Origin of the sequence: Streptomyces sp. NPDC005791, assembly GCF_042871485.1 — a bacterium.
GTDB lineage: Bacteria > Actinomycetota > Actinomycetes > Streptomycetales > Streptomycetaceae > Streptomyces.
On record NZ_JBIAIP010000010.1, the window covers coordinates 302811 to 320122 of the forward strand.

The window sequence follows — 17312 nt, forward strand, 5'->3', positions numbered from 1 at the left end:
CGTCAGGCCTTCGCCGGCTCCGGCTCCGCCGAGGTGGCGTCCTCCGCCGCGTCCGGGGCCGCAGCGCCGGACTGTGCCGCACGCCTGTCCGCCTTCTTCTTCGCGCGGCGCTCCTTGCGGAGCTCGACCATCGCGTAGAGCGTCGGCACCAGGAGCAGGGTCAGCAGCGTGGAGGTGATCAGACCGCCGATCACCACGACCGCCAGCGGCTGCGCGATGAAGCCGCCTTCGCCGGTGACGCCGAGCGCCATCGGCAGCAACGCGAAGATCGTCGCCAGGGCCGTCATCAGGATCGGACGCAGACGGTGGCGGCCGCCCTCGACGACTGCCTCGACCACGCCCATGCCCTGCGACCTGTACTGGTTGATCAGGTCGATCAGCACGATCGCGTTGGTCACCACGATGCCGATCAGCATCAGCATGCCGATCATCGCCGGAACTCCCATGGGGGTGCCGGTGGCGACGAGGAGGCCGATGGCGCCCGTCGCGGCGAACGGGATGGAGACCAGCAGGATCAGCGGCTGGATCAGCGACCGGAAGGTGGCGACCAGAAGGATGAAGATGATCGCGATGGCCGCCAGCATGGCGAGGATCAACTTCGCGTTGGCCTCCTGTTGATCCTGGGAGACACCACCGATGGTCGCGGTGGCACCGTCCGGGAGGTCCAGGGCGTCGATCTTCTTCTTGAGGGTCGTGCTGACCGCACCCGTGTTGTCGCTGGTCGGCTTGGCGGTGATCGTCGCGGCACGCTGGCCGTCGATCCGGGTCATCGTGACCGGGCCGGGCACCAGCTTCACGTCGGCGATCCGGCCGAGCTCGACCGGGCCGAGCCGGAGGGCCTTCAGCTCCGCCATCGTGGTGGCCGGCCGGGCCGACCTGACCAGCACGTCACGCTCGGTGTCGTCCATGATCGCGGTGCCTGACGGGGTGCCGCGCACCGCGCCGGCGACCGCCGCGCCGAGGGTGGTCTCGTTGAATCCGGCGTCGGCCGCCTTGTCGTTGGCCTTGACCGAGATGCGCGGGACGCTCTGCGCCAGGTCGCTCTGGACATCGGTGACGTCGTCGAGCTCGGCCACCTCGGCGCGCACTGCTTCCGACGCCTTCTCCAGGACGTCCGCGTCGGCGGCCTTCACCACGACGCTGAGGTCCTGGCTGCCGAAGCCGCCGCCCGCGGCGATCGTCGTGTCGCCGATGCCGTCGAGCTCGCCGAGGGCCTCGTCGATCCGCTTCTCGGTGGTCTCGTGGTCCGCCGAGTCCTTGAGGGTGATCTGGTACGAGGCCTGGTTGGTTCCCGAACCACCGCCGAAGGCCGCCATGAAGCCGGAGGAGCCGACGGTGACCTGGTAGTCCTCGACGCCCTCGTCTGCGGCGAGGACCTTCTCCACCTTCCGCGCGGCCTCGTCCGCCGCCTCCAGGCTGGTGCCGGGAGTCAGTTCCTGGCTGAGGGAGAGGACCTCCTGCTCGCCCGCGTCGAAGAAGTTCGTCTTCAGCAGGGGCGCCATGCCGAACGTGCCGAACAGGACCACGAAGGCGATGACGATACTGGTGATGCGGCGCCGGGTGGCGAAGCGCAGCACCGGGACGTAGAGGCGCTGGAGCCGGCTGGCGGCTTCCTTCTCCTCGGCCTTGCGACGGGCCTCGTCCGGATTCTCCTCGGTGCCCTTGGGTGCGCGCAGGAACCAGTACGAGAGGACCGGGACGACGGTCAGGGACACCAGCAGGGAGGCCAGCAGGGCCGCCGTGACGGTGAGGGAGAACGAACCGAAGAGCTGGCCGACCATGCCGCCGACCAGACCGATGGGCAGGAAGACCGCCACGGTGGTGAGCGTGGACGAGGTGACCGCGCCGGCCACCTCCTTGACCGCGGTGGTGATCGCCGACTGGCGCTCCTCGCCGTAGCCGAGGTGCCGCTTGATGTTCTCCAGGACCACGATCGAGTCGTCGACGACCCGGCCGATCGCGATGGTGAGCGCGCCCAGGGTCAGCATGTTCAGCGACAGGTCGCGGGTCCAGAGCACGATCAGCGCGAGGACCACGGAGAGCGGGATGGAGACCGCGGTGACCAGCGTCGAGCGGATCGACGCGAGGAAGACCAGGATCACGACGACCGCGAAGAGCAGGCCGAGCGCGCCCTCCGTGGTCAGGCCGGAGATCGCCTTGGAGACGGCGGGGCCCTGGTCGGAGACGACGGTCAGCTCGGCACCGGCGCCGAGGTCCTCGCGCAGGCCGGGGAGCTTGTCCTGGACGGCGTCCGAGATGGCGACGGCACTGCCGTCCTTGTCCATCGTCGCCATCACGGCGAGGCTCGGCTTGCCGTTCGTACGGGTGAGGGAGACCGCCGCGGCGGGCTCCTGCTTCACCGTGGCGATGTCACCGACCCGCACCGGCTTCCCGAGCTTGCCCGTCGCCGGGTTCGCCGCGGAGACCTTCAGGTCCTCGATCTGCTGGAGCGAGCCGAAGGCGCCGCCGACCTGGATGGTGCGGTTCTTGCCCGACTCGGAGAAGGAACCGGCCGGGAGGGTGGCGCCGCCGGCCTGCAGGGCCTGTGAGAGCGAGGCGGTGCTCAGTCCTGCCGCGGCGAGCTTCTTGTCGTCGGGGACGACGGAGACCTGGAGGTCCCTGACGCCGTCGACGGCGACCTGGCCGACGCCTTCGATGTCCTCGAGTGCCGGGACGACCGTGCGGTCGAGCTGGTCGGCGAGTGCCTGCTGGTCCTTGTCGGAGGTGACCGCCAGGACGACGGTGGGCAGGTCGTCCGTCGAGCCGGCGACGACCTGCGGGTCGACGTCCTCGGGCAGCTGGCTGCCCGCCCGGTTCACCGCCTGCTGGATGTCCGCGACGAGCTGCTTGGTGCCCTCGTCGCCGAAGTCGAAGCTCGCCATGATGACGGCGCTTCCCTCACCGGCGGTCGACGTGATGCCCTCCACGCCGTCGACGGCCTTGATGGCGTTCTCGAGGGGTTCGACGACCTGCTTCTCGACCACGTCGGGGGACGCGCCCTGGTAGGGGGCCAGCACCGACACCATCGGGAGTTCGATGGTGGGCAGCAGTTGCTGCTTGAGCTGCGGTATCGCGATCGCCCCGAAAACGAGCGCGACGATCGAGATCAGCCCGATCAGCGCCCGTTGCGCGAGGCTGAATCTGGACAGCCAGGACATGGGTGGGTCTCTCTTCTGTGGCGTACGCGGCAGATGGGCGGCTGTTCGGTGCTCACTCAGGTGCTCACAGGGACACAGCCCGCCACCTACACGATCGCCGGTCCCGTGAGCGAAAACGTCGGCCCCCGGGTTGCTTTCCTGTCCGCCGCATACCGCAGTTGGAGTATCCGGACCTCCACCCGCTACTCCACCCTGGGGCGGACCAGGCCCGATTCGTACGCAATGACGACCAATTGGGCGCGGTCCCGTGCGCCCAGTTTCGCCATCGCCCGGTTCACATGGGTCTTCACCGTGAGAGGACTGACGACCAGCCGCTCGGCGATCTGGTCGTTGGAGTGCCCGCCCGCGACCTGGACGAGCACCTCGCGCTCGCGCCCGGTGAGCGCGGCGAGCCGCGCGGAGTACTCCGCGCCGTCCGGGTTCTCGCCCGCGCTGCCGCCCTGGGCGAGGAAGCTGGCGATGAGGCCCTTGGTCGCGACCGGGGAGAGCAGCGCCTCGCCGGCCGCGGCGACGCGGATGGCGTTGAGCAGTTCGTCCGGTTCCGCGCCCTTGCCCAGGAAGCCGGAGGCGCCGGCGCGCAGGGACTGCACCACGTACTCGTCCACCTCGAAGGTGGTGAGCATGACGATCCGTACGCCCGCCAGGTCAGGGTCCGCGCTGATCATCCTGGTGGCGGTGAGTCCGTCGGTGCCCGGCATCCGGATGTCCATCAGCACGACGTCGGCGAGGGTCGATCGGGCCAGTTCGACGGCCTGGGCCCCGTCCGCGGCCTCACCGACGACCTGCATGTCGGGCTCCGAGTCGACCAGCACCCGGAACGCGCTGCGCAGCAGTGCCTGGTCGTCGGCGAGCAGCACCTTGATGGGCGTCATGCGCGTCCCCCCGTCGTCTCCGCCGCGCCCGGCCCCTCCGACGCGCGTGTGCGGGACGTGACGGGCAGGATCGCATGGACCCTGAACCCGCCTCCGTAACGGGGCCCCGCCGTGAGGGTGCCACCGAGGGCGGTGACGCGCTCACGCATGCCGATCAGGCCGTGCCCGCCGCCGTCGGCCGGTCCGGGGCGGGGATGCGTCGCCGTGCCGTTGTCGAGCACGGTGATCTCCGCGGTCCCCCCGACGCGCACGACGCTCACCTCGGCCTTGGCGTCGGCGCCCGCGTGCTTGCGCACGTTGGTGAGGGCCTCCTGGATGATCCGGTACGCCGCGAGGTCGACCGCCGCGGGCAGGGGGCTGTCCGGGTCGGTGCGGGCCACCTCGACGGGCAGCCCGGCGTTACGGAAGGTGTCGACCAGGGCGTCGAGGACGGCGAGCCCCGGGGCAGGTTCCGTGGGCGCCTCCGGATCGCCGGACTGGCGCAGCAGCCCGACTGTGGTCCGTAGTTCGTTGAGGGCGGAGCGGCCGGCCTCCCGTACGTGGGCCAGCGCCTCCTTCGCCTGGTCGGGGCGCTTGTCCATGACGTGGGCCGCGACCCCGGCCTGGACGTTGACCAGGGCGATGTGGTGGGCGACGACGTCGTGCAGGTCACGGGCGATCCGCAGCCGCTCCTCGGCGACCCTGCGGCGGGCCTCCTCCTCGCGGGTGCGCTCCGCGCGTTCGGCCCGTTCCCGGATCGCGTCGATGAACGCGCGTCTGCTGCGTACCGCGTCGCCGGCGGCACCGGCCAGGCCGGTCCAGGCGAGGACACCGAGGTTCTCCTGGCTGTACCAGGGCGTCGAACCGTCCACCATGGCGGCCATGGCGAGCGCCCCCGTGGTCAGCAGGCCGACCCGCCAGGTGGTGGGGCGGTCGGTGCTGGCCGCGACGGTGAAGAGCGCGATGACCGCGCTCACCACGACGGGGGCGGGCGGGTCCATGAGGACGAACTCGGCGACGGACAGCAGCCCGGTCACGGCGAGCACGGTCATGGGCCTTCGTCGGCGCACGACGAGCGCCCCGGCACCGAGCACCATCAGCACCACGCTCGACACCTCGGGCACCCGGGTCCCGAAGACGGGCCCGTGGCGGCCCGGGTTCGGCTCGGCGAACGACGCACTGAGCATGCAGGCGAGCACGGCCACCGCGAGGCCGGCGTCGAAGGCGAGGGGATGGCCTCGCATCCAGCGGCGGGGGCGCACGAGCCCGGTTCCGAGGGGGGTCACGTCGAGCTACGGTACGGCGTGTCGTCCACGGGGCGGGCCGGGCGGCAGCGGAACGAGGTGCGCACAGCGCACCGCCCCGCGCCGGAGGGGCCGGCGCGGGGCGGTGCGGGGAGCGTGGAGCGGGCGCGCCCGGTCAGCCGGGGATCAGCCCGTCGTCACGGAGCATGGAGCGCACTTCTTCGAGGGTGGCGTCGGGTGACGGCAGGATCAGTTCGGACGGCTCCAGGGAGTCGTCGGGGAGCGGCGAGCCGAGCTCGCGCACCTTGTCCAGCAGCGCGTGGAGCGTGGTCCGGAAGCCGGGTCCGTCACCGCTCTCCATCTCCGCGAGGAGGATGTCGTCGAGCTTGTTCAGCTCCACGACATGACTGTCGGCCAGTTCGACCTGGCCCTCCCCCATGATCCGTACGATCATGACGCCGCCCTCACTGTTTGTCGAACTTGTGCGGGGACTGCTGCGACTGCGGGGCCGCGTTCTCGGCACCGCCCTCGATGGCCTGCTGCTGCCCGGCGGAACCGCCGGCCAGTTCGGCCTTCATACGCTGCAGTTCCAGCTCCACATCCGTACCACCGGAGATCCGGTCCAGCTCGGCGGCGATGTCGTCCTTCGCCGTGCCGGACGCGTCGTCGAGGGCGCCGGAGGCCAGCAGCTCGTCGATGGCTCCCGCACGTGCCTGGAGCTGCTGGGTCTTGTCCTCGGCGCGCTGGATCGCCAGGCCGACGTCGCCCATCTCCTCGGAGATGCCGGAGAAGGCCTCGCCGATCCGGGTCTGGGCCTGGGCCGCGGTGTAGGTGGCCTTGATGGTCTCCTTCTTCGTGCGGAAGGCATCGACCTTGGCCTGCAGACGCTGGGCCGCGAGAGTGAGTTTCTCCTCCTCGCCCTGCAGCGTCCGGTGCTGCGTCTCCAGGTCGGTGACCTGCTGCTGGAGGGCGGCGCGCCTCGACAGCGCCTCGCGGGCCAGGTCCTCGCGACCGAGCGCGAGCGCCTTGCGGCCCTGGTCCTCCAGCTTGGACGACTGTCCCTGCAGCTGGTTCAGCTGCAGCTCCAGCCGCTTGCGCGAGGTCGCCACATCGGCGACGCCGCGGCGTACCTTCTGAAGCAGCTCGAGCTGCTTCTGGTACGAGTAATCGAGGGTCTCGCGCGGATCCTCGGCCCGGTCAAGGGCCTTGTTTGCCTTCGCGCGGAAGATCATTCCCATACGCTTCATGACACCGCTCATGGGCTTCGCGCGCCCCCTTCTGACGGACTGAACTCCGACACTCCAACAGAACCCACAGTACGGGCCCTGTCTCTATTACCGCACTGTTCGGACGCGGATGTGCTCCTACCCAAGGACGACTGCCGCCCGTGACCGCTCCCGCCCAGGGAGTAGGCGAACATCAGGGAAAGCGTCGGCAACGTCCGTTCTGCCCCTGTCGGGACACTTTTCGGGACGCAGGCCGTTGCCGGATCGTTCCCGGCCGGTCCCCGGTACCGGCGGCCGACCCCGTACCCTTGGGTTTTGTGTTCCGTAGCCGTTCCAAGGAAGAGAAGGCCCCCACCAACAAGGTGACGGCGGACCTCTCCAAGCAGCCCCGCGACCCTCAGGCTCCCAAGGGTCGCCCCACCCCCAAGCGCAGCGAGGCCCAGACGCAGCGCCGACGTGCCTCCAGCGGTACGCCGACCGATCGCAAGGAGGCCGCGAAGCGCCAGCGCGAAGCGCGTCGAGCGGACATGGCCCGGCAGCGGGAGGCGCTCGCATCGGGCGACGAGCGCTACCTGCCCGTACGTGACAAGGGGCCGGTGCGCCGCTATGTCCGTGACTTCGTGGACTCGCGCTTCTGCATCGCGGAGTATTTCCTTCCGCTCGCGGTGATCATCCTGATCCTCAGCGTGATCCAGGTCCAGAACATCCAGAACATCTCGCTGCTCCTCTGGCTCGGCGTGATCGTGCTGATCGTCGTGGACTCCATCGGCCTCGGGTTCCGTCTCAAGAAGCAGCTGGCCCAGCGCTTCCCTGACACCCCGAAGCGCGGCGCGGTGGCCTACGGCCTGATGCGTACGCTCCAGATGCGCCGACTGCGGCTGCCGAAGCCGCAGGTCAAGCGGGGAGAGCGGCCCTGAGCACGGAGACCTCCGGCTTCACGGGGGTCTCGTCCCAGTGGCTCGACGGGCTCGGTGGACTGCGCAACACCGTCCGCCAGGAGCTCGTCGCGAGACAGCTCGACGAGCAGATAGCCGCGCGTTTCCCCGTGGGGCAGCGGCTGCGGGTGCTCGACGTCGGCATGGGCCAGGGCACCCAGGCCCTGCGTCTGGCGCGGGCCGGGCACTCCGTGACGGGCCTCGAGTCCGACGGCGAGATGCTGCGGTCGGCCCGGGAGTCCCTCGCGGGCGAGCCCGAGGGCATCCGGGAGCGGGTGCGCCTCATCGAGGGCGACGGCCGTGAAACCGGGGTGCACTTCCTGCCCGGCAGCTTCGACGTGGTGCTCTGCCACGGCGTGCTGATGTACGTCTCGGAGCCGGACGCGCTGCTGGCCGGCCTGGCACGGATGCTGGCGCCCGGCGGACTGCTCTCGCTGCTCGTGCGGAACGCGGACGCGCTGGCGATGCGGCCGGGGACGGCCGGGGACTTCGGCGCGGCCCTCGCGGCTTTCGACACGGACACGTACACCAACAGGCTCGGTCTCGACGTCCGGGCGGACCGGCTCGAGGTGCTGCGGGCCACCCTCGCCGGGATCGCCGCCCCGCTGCACGCCTGGTACGGCGTGCGGGTCTTCACGGACAACGTGAGCAACGAGGTGGAGCTGCCCGGCCCCGAGGAGCTGGCCCGGGTGTTCGCCGCCGAGGACCGGGCGGGACGGACCGATCCGTACCGCGGGGTGGCCGCGCTGCTGCACCTGTGCGGCGTACGCGGCTGACGCCGTTTCACGGCCGCCCGCCCCGCCGGCGCACGGCCGTACGCCTGATCGGCCCACCAGCGCAGGCCGTCCGCCGTGGGCCCTGGCGATACTCCGGGCATGGACGCCACTCCCTCCCGCAGCCGGGTACGCCGCTCACTCACGCCTCTGGCCGCCGGCGCCTGCGCGCTCGCCCTGGCGGGAGGATGCACCGGGCCGGATCCCGCCCCGTCCGCCGCCCCGGCCCAGCAGGCGGCGGCCCCACGGGCCGCCGGCGACCTGGAGGACCGGTACCAGGCCGTCATCGAGGACGTGTTGCCCTCCGTCGTGCAGATCGGCGCCGGGGACGGGCTCGGCTCGGGCGTCGTCTACGACGACCAAGGCCACATCGTCACGAACGCCCATGTCGTGGGCGACGACAAGAGCTTCGACGTCAGCGTCGCCACGGGCGAGAAGGTGCTCAAGGCGTCCCTGGTCTTCTCCTATCCTGAGCAGGACCTGGCCGTCATCAAGCTCGACGACCCGCCCGACGGGCTGCGGGCCGCGGAGTTCGGGAACACCGACGAGGTCGAGGTGGGCCAGATCGTCCTGGCGATGGGCTCACCCCTCGGACTGTCCAGCAGCGTCACCCAGGGCATCGTCTCGGCCGTGGGGCGGACCGTCAGCGAGAGCGGCTCCGGCGGCACCGGGGCGACGCTCGCCGACATGGTGCAGACCTCGGCGGCGGTCAACCCGGGCAACAGCGGTGGCGCCCTGGTGAACCTGGACAGCGAGGTCATCGGCATCCCGACTCTCGCGGCCACAGATCCCCAGCTGGGTGACAGCGCGGCGCCCGGGATCGGCTTCGCCATCCCCGTCTCCATGGTGCGGACGATCGCCGACCAGATCATCGAGTCCGGGAAGGTCACCGACTCGGGCCGGGCGGCACTGAACATCACGGGCCGTACCGTCGTCGACGACGCGTACCAGCCGGCCGGCGTCGCGATCGTCAGCGTCGAGAAGGGCGGGGCCGCGGAGAAGGCCGGTATGCGCGCCGGGGACATCATCACCCGGATCGGCGACACCCGGATCACGACGATCACCTCGCTCTCGGAGGCCCTGGCGGGCGACGAGCCGGGCCAGAAGGTCAGGGTGACGTACACGCGCGGGGACGCCGCGAAGACCGCCGAGGTCACCCTGGGCGAGATCTGAGAGCCGGTCAGGGGCCGTCCGGGCGCGGGAGGGCGGCCCGCCCGGAGACCTGCCGGGCGGGCCTGCGGGCCTCAGTCGGCCTGGAGGCTCATCGGGCCGTAGATCCTCGTCGCGTCCTCGAAGAGGGTCACCTGGTCCGCGCCGCCCTCCAGGAGCTCCTTCCAGAACTCACCGATCCAGGACTCCGCGTCGCCCTGGGTCGTGAATTCCTCCGGCTGCAGCGCCGGCTCCGTCTCCGTACCGTCGGACTTCTCGAACCGCCACGTCCACGCCATGTCCGCCTCCTGGGTCACGTTGCTCCCCGAAGACTAGTGGGTGTCCCGGGCGCGCAGGTGGTACATGGACACGGGAGGATCAGAGCGTGGAACTGACACTGCTCGGCACCGGAGCCCCCGACGGGCTGCCGCGGCCCGACTGCCCCTGCGCCGTCTGCGCGTCCTCCCGCGGCGTGGGGGCGCGCGCCGCGACCTCGCTGCTCGTGGACGACGCCCTGCTGCTGGACCTCACCCCGGGCGCCGTGTTCGCCGCCGCCCGCGCGGGACGTTCCCTCGCCGCCGTTCGGCAGGTGCTGCTGACCCATCCCCATGACGGGCCCGCGATGGAGCTGCCCGCCTCGCTCCCGCCGGCGGGGCGTGTCCCGGACGGACAGGAGCTGACCCTGATCAGCGGGCACCGGATCCGGGCCGTGGCCATGGACGCCCCGGGCACCGGTTACGAGGTGACGTCGCCGGAGGGTGAACGTCTGATCTATCTGCCGCCCGGGGCCTCCCCCGCCGGTCTGACCGACCGGGCGACGGAGCCGTACGACATGGTCGTGTGCGATGTGATCACGCGACCGGACGCCGTGGCCAGGCTGCGGGCCGTCGGGGCCGTGGGGCCCACCACCGAGGTGATCGCCGTGCATCTCGGCCATGACGCGCCGCCAGGCGCCGAGTTGGAGCGCCGGCTCGCGGCCGGCGGGGCGCGGGCCGTGCCGGACGGGACGACGGTGCCGGTGGGCGCGCACCCCGCGGTGCCCGAGGTGCCCCGGCGCACGCTGGTCACCGGCGGGGCCCGGTCGGGGAAGTCGGTGGAGGCCGAGCAGCGCCTGGAGACCTTCCCGGAGGTGGTGTACGTCGCCACGGGCGGCCGGCGCGAAGGTGACGCGGAGTGGGAGGCCCGGATCGGACTGCACCGGGAGCGCCGGCCTGCCGCATGGCGCACCGAGGAGACCTGCGAGTTGACGGGGCTGCTGGCGGAGGACGGCCCTCCGCTGCTGATCGACTGTCTGTCGCTGTGGCTGACGGACGCGATGGACCGGGTCGGCGCGTGGGACGACGGCCGGTGGGCGGACGGCGGCGCGGAGGAGCTGCGCGCACGGGTCGCCGAGCTGGTCCGCGCGGTGCGCGGAACACCTCGTACCGTCGTCGCCGTGACCAACGAGACCGGCTCGGGTGTCGTCCCGGCGACGGCCTCCGGGCGGCGCTTCCGGGACGAACTGGGCCGCTTGAACGCCGGGTTCGCGGCCGAGTGCGAGCAGGTGCTGCTGGTGGTGGCGGGGCAGGCACTGGTGCTGCGGGGCTGAGGCGCGGGCGGGTGCGGACCGGGGGTGCGGGAAGGAGTGCCGGGTACTGTTCCGGACAGGAGCCCCCCGGCGGGTTCCGGCCCACCCTGTGACGACCCCGCGAGGCAGACCCCCGTGAATCTGGACGACTTCTCCGACCTGATCGAACGCCCCGACGGGGGCGTGCGGCGTGATGCCGAGGAACGCCGGGAGCGGCTCGCCGTTCCCGGCGGCGCGCTCGGCCGGCTCGACGAGTTGGGTGAATGGCTGTCGGCCGCCCAGCAGTCGGTCCCCGTCAAGCCGATCGAGCGGCCGCGCGTCGTGCTGTTCGCCGGTGACCACGGCGTGGCGGAGCTGGAGGTGTCCGGCCGGGCTGCCGGGACCGCGCACGAGCTGGTGCGGGCGGCGCTGGACGGTGCGAGCCCCGTCGCCGTGCTGGCCCGCCGCTTCTCCGTCCCCGTGCGGATCGTGGACGCCGGCCTGGACTGTGATGCGGAGCTGCTGCCCGACGTCGTCGTACGTCACCGGGTGCGGCGCGGCAGCGGCCGGATCGACGTCGAGGACGCGCTGACGGCCGAGGAGGCCGTGCAGGCCGTACGGCTCGGGATGCGCATCGCCGACGAGGAGGCCGACTCCGGCACCGATCTCGTGGTGCTGGGCGATCTGAGTGTCGGCGGTACGACGGCGGCCTCGACGCTGATCGCCGCCCTGTGCGGTACGGACGCCTCGGTGGTCACCGGACGTGGCGGTGCGGGCATCGACGACCTGGCGTGGATGCGCAAGTGCGCGGCGGTCCGGGACGCGCTGCGGCGGGCCCGGCCGGTCCTCGGTGACCAGCTCGAACTGCTGGCCGCCGTGGGCGGCGCGGACCTGGCGGCCATGACGGGCTTCCTGCTGCAGAGCGCGGTGCGCCGGATGCCCGTGGTGCTGGACGGCGTGGTCTCGGCGGCGTGTGCGCTGGTGGCTCAGCGGGCGGCTTTCCGGGCCCCGGACTGGTGGCTGGCGGGTCAGCTCAGCGGGGAGCCGGCCCAGCTGAAGGCGCTGGACCGGATGGCGCTGACCCCGCTGCTGGATCACGGGGTGACGGTGGGCGAGGGCAGCGGGGCCCTGCTGGCGCTGCCGCTCGTCCAGGCCGCGGCCGCTCTGGCGGCGGAGCTGCCCGAGCGTACGCCGGAACCCGCCGAGGAGCCGGCCGAGGACGCGGAGCCGGCGGACACGACCGCCTGAGGGGCTTCAGGTTCCGCCGCCGGGGCGGGATCCCGGCAGCGGGGCCCGGTCCGGGGCCCCGCCGATCAGGTCCTGGAACCTGCGTCGCGGTCCCGCCCAGCGCACATCGTGGTGGTACGCCCTCAGCACCGCCTTGGCGCGGGCCCGGTGGCGGCGGCGGTAGAAGCGCTTCGCCCAGAGCGAGGCCGGCCGCGCCAGCCGGAGCGCGCCGATCACCGCGATGAACGGGACGAGGGTGCCGATCACCGCCATCCGGGCCTTGCCCTTGAACAGGGCGGTCAGCACGAAGCCGAAGTTGACGACGTAGGTCAGGACGGCCCCCAGCCGGTTCTGCTGCTGCTCCCCGCTCAGCTCGTCCACGCCCAGCGGTGAGAAGCCGGCGAGGACGAGCAGGACGAGCGAGGCGGTGAGGACCACGACCTCGACGCTCTGGCGGCCCTCCTCGGACCAGTACACGTCGTCCAGGTGCAGGATCAGCGCGAACTCGTCGAGGACCAGGCCGGCCCCGATCCCGAAGACCACCGCGAGGATCCCGGCGGCGACGCCGTGCCGGCCGCCGGCCACCGCGCCGAAGCCGCCGACCACCGTGAGCACGACACCGGGCACCACGTGATGGACGTGCACACCGCCGGGCCTGATGTCGCGGAACGGGCCCTTCCCCGCCCTGATCATCCGGGTGATCACCCGGGTGACGGTGAAGGTCAGCACGAAGGCGCCCAGGGCGAGCAGCAGCGGGAGTTTGCCCGGCTCGACGATGTTGTCCTGCAACCAGTGACCCATGCCACCTCCACCCGGAGACCCGTATATGCGGCTTCGGGTCACTCTGACCGATCCGACGCGCCACCGCACCGGCTAGCCTGCGCGCGGTGACCTCCCTGAACAGCCACGGCCTGCGCTTCGCCTTCGGCACCCTGACCGCGCTCCCCGTCGGCGTGTCCCGCTGGGACCGCGCGACCGCCCGCACCGGCATGCTGTGCGCCCCGCTCGCCGGACTCGCGGTGGGGCTGCTCGCGGCGGTTCCCGGAGTGCTGTTCCTGCTCGGCGGGTCGGGGCCCCTGACGGCGGCGGTCGCCTCCGTCGCCCTCCCCGCCGCACTGACCCGTGGGCTCCACCTGGACGGGCTCGCGGACACCGCCGACGGGCTCGGCAGCGCCAAGCCCGCCGAGGACGCGCTGCGGATCATGAAGCAGTCGGACATCGGCCCGTTCGGTGTGATCACCCTGCTGTTCGTGCTGCTGGCGCAGGTCGCCGCGCTCTTCGAGCTGTACGGACGCGGCTGGGCGGACGGCGCCCTGGGCACGGTCGCCGCCGCCGTCACGGCCCGGCTCGCGCTCACGCTGGCCTCACGCCGTGGCGTCCCGTCCGCCCGGCCGACGGGCCTCGGCGCGGCGGTCGCGGGCACCGTCCCGCCCGGGGGCGCGGCGGCCGTGGCCTGCGCGGCGGTCGTGTGCTGCGCGGGGGCGGGCGCCCTGCTGGGCGGCTACGGCGCCGCACTGCACCTCACCCTCGCGGCCCTGGCGGGCCTGGGGGCCGCGCAGTTGATGCTGCGTCACTGTGTGCGGCGCTTCGGCGGGGTGACGGGCGACGTGTTCGGCGCACTGGAGGAGACGGCGGGGACAGTGGCCCTGCTGGCACTGTCGCTGGGCTGAGGGCTGTCCGCGGGCACCGGGCCCGACGTCCGGGGCCCGCACCCGTACGGCCCGCCCCCGTGAGCCCGGGGCGCGGGCGCGCGTAGGCTCGTCACCGGCGCATTGCGGCGGGATCTACGATGCGCCGGGCACGGTCGGCCTACCCCTCGGCCGTCACAGACCGGCACACAACTCAACGGAAGCGAGAATTCACCACCGTGACTGCTCTCACTCTCAGCACCTCAGGTGCGGCGACGCTGCGCGCCGACGCACTCGTCGTCGGTATCGCCAAGGGCGCTGGGTCCAAGTCCGGGAACCTGGTCGTCGCACCGGGCGCCGAGGCTGTGGACAAGGCGTTCGACGGCAAGCTCGCCACCGTCCTGGAGACCCTGGGCGCCTCCGGTGCCGAGGGCGAGGTGACCAAGCTCCCCGCCCCGTCCGGCTTCAAGGCCCCCGTCGTCCTCGCGGTCGGGCTCGGCCCGGTCCCGGCGAAGGACGGCGCGTACGACGCCGAGGCGCTGCGCCGGGCCGCGGGCAGCGCCGCGCGTGCGCTGAAGGGTTCGAAGAAGGCCGGTTTCGCGCTGCCGACGGAGTCCGCCGAGGACGCCGGGGCCATCGCGGAAGGCGCCCTGCTGGGGGCGTACGCCTTCACCGCGTACCAGGGCGGCGAGAACAAGCTCGCCCCCAAGGGCGCCAGGTCCGACGTGAAGCTTCCGCTCGCCGAGGTCGCCCTGCTGGGCGCCAAGCCGCGTGACAAGGCCTTCAAGGCGGCCGCCGAGCGCGCCGTGGCGGTCACCGAGGAGATCAACCGGGCCCGAGACCTGATCAACACCCCGCCGAACGACCTGTACCCCGAGTCCTTCGCCGCCGTGGCCACCGCGGTCGGCAAGGAGCACGGCGTCAAGGTGCAGGTCCTGGACGAGAAGGCGCTCGTCAAGGGCGGCTTCGGTGGTCTGCTCGGCGTCGGCCAGGGCTCCACGCACGGCCCGCGCCTGGTCAGGCTGTCCTACAGCCATCCCAAGGCGGAGAAGACGCTCGCGCTGGTCGGCAAGGGCATCACGTACGACTCGGGCGGCATCTCGCTCAAGCCGGCCGGGCACAACGAGACGATGAAGTGCGACATGAGCGGTGCCGCCGCCGTGTTCGCCGCCGTCGTCTCCGCCGCCCGCCTCGGCCTGCGGGTCAACGTCACCGGCTGGCTGGCCCTCGCCGAGAACATGCCGTCCGGCAACGCCACCCGCCCCGGCGACGTGCTGCGCATGTACAGCGGCAAGACCGTCGAGGTCCTCAACACCGACGCCGAGGGCCGTCTGGTCCTCGCCGACGCGCTGACCCGCGCCTCCGAGGAGAAGCCGGACGCGATCGTCGACGTCGCGACCCTCACGGGCGCGATGGTCCTCGCACTCGGCAACCGCACCTTCGGTGTGATGGCCAACGACGACGCCTTCCGTACGTCGATCCACGAGATCGCCGAGGAGGTCGGCGAGGCCTCCTGGCCGATGCCTCTCCCCGCCGACCTGCGCAAGGGCATGGACTCCCCGACCGCCGACATCGCCAACATGGGCGAGCGGATGGGCGGTGGCCTGGTGGCCGGTCTCTTCCTGCAGGAGTTCGTGGGCGAGGGCATCGCCTGGGCGCACCTGGACATCGCGGGCCCGGCCTTCCACGAGGGCGCGCCGTACGGCTACACGCCCAAGGGCGGCACCGGTTCCGCGGTCCGCACCCTGGTGCGGCTGGCGGAGCGCACCGCGGACGGCGACCTCGGCTGAGTCCGGAGCCGGGGCCCGCATGCGACCCCTCGCGAGGTTCACTCGCTGCGTGGACGGCCCCGGGCATACGTCCGGGGCCGTGAGCGTTCATCCCGGGTGGGCGCGACCCGGCGTTTTTCCGGAGATCTGCCCACATCGGTAACCGCCCGGCCCGGATCCTCGTCCGGCCCGGAGCAGGGGCCCGCGTCCCGTTCGCCCGCAACAAGTGCGAAGATGGGTTCTCGGCAGGACAGGGCCCCCACCACAGGGCCGAATAACGCAAGCGGCCGAACACCAGCCGACCGGCCGGTCACACCCCAGCGACGGGGCCCGGCATACGGCGCACATGCATGGAGGACGTGACGTGGCGAACGACGCCAGCACCGTTTTCGACCTAGTGATCCTCGGCGGTGGTAGCGGCGGTTACGCCGCGGCCCTGCGCGGAGCTCAGCTGGGCCTGGACGTCGCACTGATCGAGAAGGGCAAGGTCGGCGGCACCTGCCTGCACAACGGCTGTATCCCCACGAAGGCGCTGCTGCACGCCGGCGAGATCGCCGACCAGGCCCGTGAGGCCGAGCAGTTCGGCGTGAAGGCCACCTTCGAGGGCATCGACATGGAGGCCGTCCACAAGTACAAGGACGACGTGATCTCGGGCCTGTACAAGGGTCTGCAGGGTCTCATCGCCTCGCGCAAGGTGCACTACATCGAGGGTGAGGGACGGCTCTCGTCGCCCACCTCGGTGGATGTGAACGGCCAGCGCGTCCAGGGCCGCCACGTGCTGCTGGCGACCGGCTCCGTGCCGAAGTCGCTGCCCGGCCTGGAGATCGACGGCAACCGCATCATCTCCTCGGACCACGCTCTGAAGCTGGACCGTGTGCCGAAGTCCGCGATCGTCCTGGGCGGCGGCGTCATCGGCGTCGAGTTCGCCTCGGCGTGGAAGTCCTTCGGCACCGACGTCACCATCGTCGAGGGTCTGAAGCACCTGGTCCCGGTCGAGGACGAGAACAGCTCCAAGCTCCTTGAGCGCGCGTTCCGCAAGCGCGGCATCAAGTTCAACCTCGGCACCTTCTTCGACAAGGCCGAGTACACGCAGGACGGCGTGCGGGTGACCCTCGCCGACGGCAAGACCTTCGAGGCGGAGGTGCTGCTGGTCGCGATCGGCCGCGGCCCGGTCTCGCAGGGTCTGGGGTACGAGGAGGCGGGCGTCGCGATGGACCGCGGCTACGTCCTCGTCGACGAGTACATGCAGACCAACGTCCCGACGGTCTCGGCCGTCGGTGACCTGGTCCCGACCCTCCAGCTCGCGCACGTCGGCTTCGCCGAGGGCATCCTGGTGGCGGAGCGTCTCGCCGGCCTCAAGACCGTTCCGGTCGACTACGACGGCGTGCCGAAGGTGACGTACTGCCACCCCGAGGTCGCCTCCGTCGGCATCACCGAGGCCAAGGCCAAGGAGATCTACGGTGCGGACAAGGTCGTCGCCCTCAAGTACAACCTCGCGGGCAACGGCAAGAGCAAGATCCTGAAGACCGCGGGCGAGATCAAGCTCGTCCAGGTCAAGGACGGTGCCGTGGTCGGCGTCCACATGGTCGGTGACCGTATGGGCGAGCAGGTCGGCGAAGCCCAGCTGATCTACAACTGGGAGGCGCTGCCGGCCGAGGTCGCGCAGCTCATCCACGCCCACCCGACGCAGAACGAGGCGATGGGCGAGGCGCACCTGGCCCTGGCCGGCAAGCCTCTCCACTCCCACGACTGATCCAGTCCCGGGGACGACCGACCACTTCCGCACATTCGTAAGGAGCAACTGAA

Annotated in this window: 15 protein-coding genes; 8 read left to right on the forward strand and 7 right to left on the reverse strand. The window is 71.8% G+C overall.

The window, feature by feature from the left end:
- Window positions 1–2 precede the first annotated feature (2 nt).
- From ACFYSH_RS21595 to ACFYSH_RS21615, 5 genes are all read right to left on the reverse strand, one after another.
- The gene (locus ACFYSH_RS21595; protein ID WP_388754462.1) at window positions 3–3158 is read right to left on the reverse strand and encodes an efflux RND transporter permease subunit; all 3156 of its coding nucleotides are present in this window, start codon (window positions 3156–3158) and stop codon (window positions 3–5) included.
- 182 nt (window positions 3159–3340) lie between these two features.
- Entirely contained in the window at window positions 3341–4030 is a 690-nt protein-coding gene (locus ACFYSH_RS21600; RefSeq protein WP_388754465.1) for a response regulator, read from the reverse strand.
- Window positions 4027–5295 (reverse strand): sensor histidine kinase, encoded by a 1269-nt coding sequence (locus ACFYSH_RS21605; protein ID WP_359475804.1) that lies wholly within the window; start codon window positions 5293–5295, stop codon window positions 4027–4029. Before ACFYSH_RS21605 ends, ACFYSH_RS21600 begins: the two co-directional genes overlap by 4 nt.
- A 133-nt stretch (window positions 5296–5428) precedes the next feature.
- On the reverse strand, window positions 5429–5707 hold the full coding sequence (locus tag ACFYSH_RS21610; RefSeq protein WP_359475801.1) for a hypothetical protein: 279 nt from the start codon (window positions 5705–5707) through the stop codon (window positions 5429–5431).
- A 10-nt stretch (window positions 5708–5717) separates the two neighbouring features.
- Complete coding sequence (locus tag ACFYSH_RS21615) at window positions 5718–6500, reverse strand: PspA/IM30 family protein (RefSeq protein ID WP_359475798.1); 783 nt, start codon at window positions 6498–6500, stop codon at window positions 5718–5720.
- 296 nt (window positions 6501–6796) lie between these two features.
- Between ACFYSH_RS21615 and ACFYSH_RS21620 the strand changes: the two genes are divergently transcribed.
- The 3 genes from ACFYSH_RS21620 to ACFYSH_RS21630 all read left to right on the forward strand — a co-directional run bounded on the left by ACFYSH_RS21620 (window position 6797) and on the right by ACFYSH_RS21630 (window position 9360).
- A complete protein-coding gene (locus ACFYSH_RS21620; RefSeq protein ID WP_359475795.1) occupies window positions 6797–7396 on the forward strand; it encodes a DUF3043 domain-containing protein in 600 nt (199 codons plus the stop codon).
- A gap of 59 nt (window positions 7397–7455) precedes the next feature.
- On the forward strand, window positions 7456–8190 hold the full coding sequence (locus tag ACFYSH_RS21625) for a methyltransferase domain-containing protein (protein ID WP_359475883.1): 735 nt from the start codon (window positions 7456–7458) through the stop codon (window positions 8188–8190).
- Window positions 8191–8289: 99 nt separating this feature from the next.
- Window positions 8290–9360 carry a S1C family serine protease gene (locus ACFYSH_RS21630; protein WP_388754469.1) on the forward strand — a complete coding sequence of 357 codons (1071 nt, stop codon included), beginning with the start codon at window positions 8290–8292 and terminating at the stop codon, window positions 9358–9360.
- Between the two features lie 71 nt (window positions 9361–9431).
- Here the strand turns inward: ACFYSH_RS21630 and ACFYSH_RS21635 are convergent, their stop codons facing one another.
- Window positions 9432–9635 (reverse strand): hypothetical protein, encoded by a 204-nt coding sequence (locus ACFYSH_RS21635; protein WP_351271669.1) that lies wholly within the window; start codon window positions 9633–9635, stop codon window positions 9432–9434.
- Window positions 9636–9721: 86 nt separating this feature from the next.
- Between ACFYSH_RS21635 and ACFYSH_RS21640 the strand changes: the two genes are divergently transcribed.
- Window positions 9722–10924 carry a bifunctional adenosylcobinamide kinase/adenosylcobinamide-phosphate guanylyltransferase gene (locus ACFYSH_RS21640; protein ID WP_388754473.1) on the forward strand — a complete coding sequence of 401 codons (1203 nt, stop codon included), beginning with the start codon at window positions 9722–9724 and terminating at the stop codon, window positions 10922–10924.
- 114 nt (window positions 10925–11038) lie between these two features.
- The gene (cobT, locus tag ACFYSH_RS21645) at window positions 11039–12130 is read left to right on the forward strand and encodes a nicotinate-nucleotide--dimethylbenzimidazole phosphoribosyltransferase (protein WP_388754476.1); all 1092 of its coding nucleotides are present in this window, start codon (window positions 11039–11041) and stop codon (window positions 12128–12130) included.
- A gap of 6 nt (window positions 12131–12136) precedes the next feature.
- Here the strand turns inward: cobT and ACFYSH_RS21650 are convergent, their stop codons facing one another.
- A complete protein-coding gene (locus ACFYSH_RS21650) occupies window positions 12137–12910 on the reverse strand; it encodes a hypothetical protein (RefSeq protein ID WP_359475782.1) in 774 nt (257 codons plus the stop codon).
- Between the two features lie 86 nt (window positions 12911–12996).
- Between ACFYSH_RS21650 and ACFYSH_RS21655 the strand changes: the two genes are divergently transcribed.
- The 3 genes from ACFYSH_RS21655 (at window position 12997) to lpdA (ending at window position 17259) form a co-directional block, all read left to right on the forward strand.
- Window positions 12997–13779 carry an adenosylcobinamide-GDP ribazoletransferase gene (locus ACFYSH_RS21655; protein WP_359475779.1) on the forward strand — a complete coding sequence of 261 codons (783 nt, stop codon included), beginning with the start codon at window positions 12997–12999 and terminating at the stop codon, window positions 13777–13779.
- Window positions 13780–13976: 197 nt separating this feature from the next.
- A complete protein-coding gene (locus ACFYSH_RS21660; protein WP_359475776.1) occupies window positions 13977–15527 on the forward strand; it encodes a leucyl aminopeptidase in 1551 nt (516 codons plus the stop codon).
- A gap of 343 nt (window positions 15528–15870) precedes the next feature.
- The gene (gene lpdA / locus ACFYSH_RS21665) at window positions 15871–17259 is read left to right on the forward strand and encodes a dihydrolipoyl dehydrogenase (protein WP_359475773.1); all 1389 of its coding nucleotides are present in this window, start codon (window positions 15871–15873) and stop codon (window positions 17257–17259) included.
- Window positions 17260–17312 lie beyond the last annotated feature (53 nt).

Bases quoted from the DNA above. Each gene is read 5' to 3' on its own strand.
- ACFYSH_RS21610 (WP_359475801.1), bottom strand. From the start codon at position 5,707: ATGATCGTACGGATCATGGGGGAGGGCCAGGTCGAACTGGCCGACAGT.
- ACFYSH_RS21630 (WP_388754469.1), top strand. From the start codon at position 8,290: ATGGACGCCACTCCCTCCCGCAGCCGGGTACGCCGCTCACTCACGCCT.
- ACFYSH_RS21600 (WP_388754465.1), bottom strand. From the start codon at position 4,030: ATGACGCCCATCAAGGTGCTGCTCGCCGACGACCAGGCACTGCTGCGC.
- ACFYSH_RS21595 (WP_388754462.1), bottom strand. From the start codon at position 3,158: ATGTCCTGGCTGTCCAGATTCAGCCTCGCGCAACGGGCGCTGATCGGG.
- ACFYSH_RS21635 (WP_351271669.1), bottom strand. From the start codon at position 9,635: ATGGCGTGGACGTGGCGGTTCGAGAAGTCCGACGGTACGGAGACGGAG.
- ACFYSH_RS21615 (WP_359475798.1), bottom strand. From the start codon at position 6,500: ATGAAGCGTATGGGAATGATCTTCCGCGCGAAGGCAAACAAGGCCCTT.
- ACFYSH_RS21650 (WP_359475782.1), bottom strand. From the start codon at position 12,910: ATGGGTCACTGGTTGCAGGACAACATCGTCGAGCCGGGCAAACTCCCG.